This window comes from Flavobacterium sp., from assembly GCF_028712645.1.
Lineage (GTDB): Bacteria > Bacteroidota > Bacteroidia > Flavobacteriales > Flavobacteriaceae > Flavobacterium.
Window position 1 is genome coordinate 1 of the sequence record NZ_JAQTPQ010000373.1, and the last position, 2,675, is coordinate 2,675.

General features: G+C 34.8%; 2 protein-coding genes and 1 pseudogene. All 3 read right to left on the reverse strand.

Annotation, left to right across the window (positions count from 1 at the left end):
- Window positions 1-182: pseudogene (locus PHC28_RS18025) on the reverse strand (heavy metal resistance protein CzcC); the annotation flags it as partial.
- On the reverse strand, window positions 169-2,106 hold the full coding sequence (locus PHC28_RS18030) for an efflux RND transporter permease subunit (RefSeq protein WP_300103774.1): 1,938 nt from the start codon (window positions 2,104-2,106) through the stop codon (window positions 169-171). The gene PHC28_RS18030 and the pseudogene PHC28_RS18025, both read right to left, overlap by 14 nt.
- A gap of 1 nt (window position 2,107) precedes the next feature.
- A partial coding sequence (locus PHC28_RS18035) for an efflux RND transporter permease subunit (protein ID WP_300103777.1) occupies window positions 2,108-2,675 on the reverse strand: 568 nt, incomplete at its 5' end.

Below are 2,675 nucleotides of genomic sequence, written 5' to 3' on the forward strand. Positions count from 1 at the left end.
CAGCTTTTGGCTCCTTTTGCTGCAGCATCCATACTTTGAATATCTGCATCGTACATTTTTAGTTGAGGATTGTTTGTCTTGATTGTACTCAATACACTATCCAAAGAAAGTGTTTGGGCAGCCAAATTTGTGGCGCTTAAAATCAAACAACTTAGGACTATATAAAATTTATTCTTTAACATCTATAAGATCTATTTTACCTTTTGTTCTTAATTCTCGAAGTTTTACCATCTCAAAAACAATTGGTGTTACTAATAATACATAAATCGTGGAAGTAATTGTACCTCCAATTAGTGGGACAGTAATGGGAAGCATCACATCGGCTCCCGTTCCTGTTGCCCAAAGAATCGGGATTAATCCAAATAACGAAACGGAAACGGTCATCAGTTTTGGTCGTAACCTTTTGGCAGAACCATCAATAATATATTGTTTCAATACTTCTTCTGTTATTGTTTCGCTACTATTCCCGTGCTTTTCTACCATCTTATTCATTGCTTCATTCAAATAGATAGTCATTAGCATCGCTGTTTCGATTGCCATTCCAAACAGTGCAATAAATCCAACGGCAACAGCAACGGATAAATTAATACCATAAAAATAAACCATAAATATTCCTCCAATTAGAGCAAAGGGTACTGTAATCATCGTGATTAAAGCCTCTTTCATTGAATGATACGTAAAATATAAAACAAGAAATATAATGATGATGACAATTGGCAATATTAAACTTAATGTTTTGTTGGCCCGGATTTGATTTTCCCATTGTCCGCTCCATTCCACATAATATCCTTTTGGCATTTTAGTCATCATTGCATTAAGTTTGTTCTGCGCCTCTTTTACAGTGCTTCCTAAATCACGTTCCCGAACGTTGAACAACACAGTGCCACGAAGCATTGCATTTTCACTGTTTATCATCGGGGGACCATCACTTATTCTTACATCGGCTACAGTTTCTAATGGTATTGGACCAAATTGCATCGTTTGAACTTGCAATTTTTTTAAGGCCTCAAGGCTATTTCTGTATTCTTGTGCATATCGTGCATTTACGGAAAAACGTTGTCTTCCTTCGATAGTCGTAGTGAGTTTCATCCCTCCAATAGAAGCTTCAACTACATTATTTATATCATCTATGTTTAGTCCGTATCTGCCAATAACATCTCTTTTTGCTTCAATATCAATATATTTTCCGCCTGTTATTGGTTCAGCATACAAATCTTTAACTCCCGAAGTTCCTTCCAATGTTTTTTTAATTTTTTGAGCCAAAACATTAATTGTATCTAAACTTGCTCCGTAAATTTTTATTCCTACATCTGTTCTGATACCAGTTGAAAGCATATTGATACGATTAATAATTGGCTGTGTAAAGCCATTCGTTACCCCGGGTATTTGCAATTTATTGTTGATTTCATTAACAATATCAGCTTTCTTTTTGCCTTCTCTCCATTCTTGTTGTGGTTTAAGCAAAATAATTGTTTCTACCATACTTATTGGACTGTTATCCGTTGCCGTATTGGCTCTTCCTGCTTTTCCCAACACGTGAGCCACTTCAGGAATTGATTTTATCAATTTGTCCTGAACCTGCAAAATTCGTTTCACTTCGGAATTTGACACATCAGGTAAAGTTACTGGCATAAAAAGAATGGAACCTTCATCGAGAGGAGGCATAAATTCTGAACCTAAACGAGTAAACATTAATACCCCAATTAACAGCGCTACAATATTAATTGCTAAAACTGTTTTTCTCCATTTTAAACAAAGAGTTAAAATGGGAGTATAAATACTTTCCAATTTTCTATTTATTGGATTTTTGTTTTCTGTACGAAGTTTGCCTTTTAGTAAAAAGCTAATCAATACGGGAGTTAGCGTAATGGCAAAAAATGCATCCACAATTAGTATAAACGATTTTGTCCAAGCCAATGGACTAAATAATTTGCCTTCCATTCCTGTGAGAAGAAATACGGGTAAAAATGAAGCAATTACAATTATGGTTGAATAAAAAACGCCTGGTCCCACTAATTTAGAAGAGCTTTCTATAAGCTTCAACTTATCTTCAGGAGTTAACGGATCGTTTTCTTTTTTGAATATTTTTTTTAGTTTATCTTTCATTTTAAGTAGCTTGTTGGTTATTATCCATTTCTTCCTGTTTCTCCGAAATTGTCCTGTAAGCATTCTCCACCATTACAATTCCATCATCAACCAAAACGCCAATTGCCAAAGCAATTCCTGTCAGTGACATAATATTGGAAGATATACCAAAAGCTTGCAGAAATATAAATGCAACTGCAACGGATATAGGTATTTGTATCAAAATAATTAAGGCACTTCGCCAATGAAAAAGAAAAAGTAACACAATGATAGAAACGGCAATCATTTCTTCGATTAACGTTCCTTTAACTGATTCGATTGCTTTTTCAATCAATTCGCTTCTGTCATAAGAGGTTTTGAAAGTAACTCCTTCAGGTAATCCTTTCTCCACTTCTTTCATTTTTTCTTTTACTGCTTTAATTACTTTGTCAGCATTTTCTCCATAACGCATTACCACAATTCCGCCAACAACTTCGCCAGTGCCATTTTCGTCAAAAATACCTAGTCTCAAATCGCCACCCATTTGTATTGAACCAATATCTTTTACTTTTACCGGAACGGAATTATAGTTTTTAATAGCAATGTCTTCT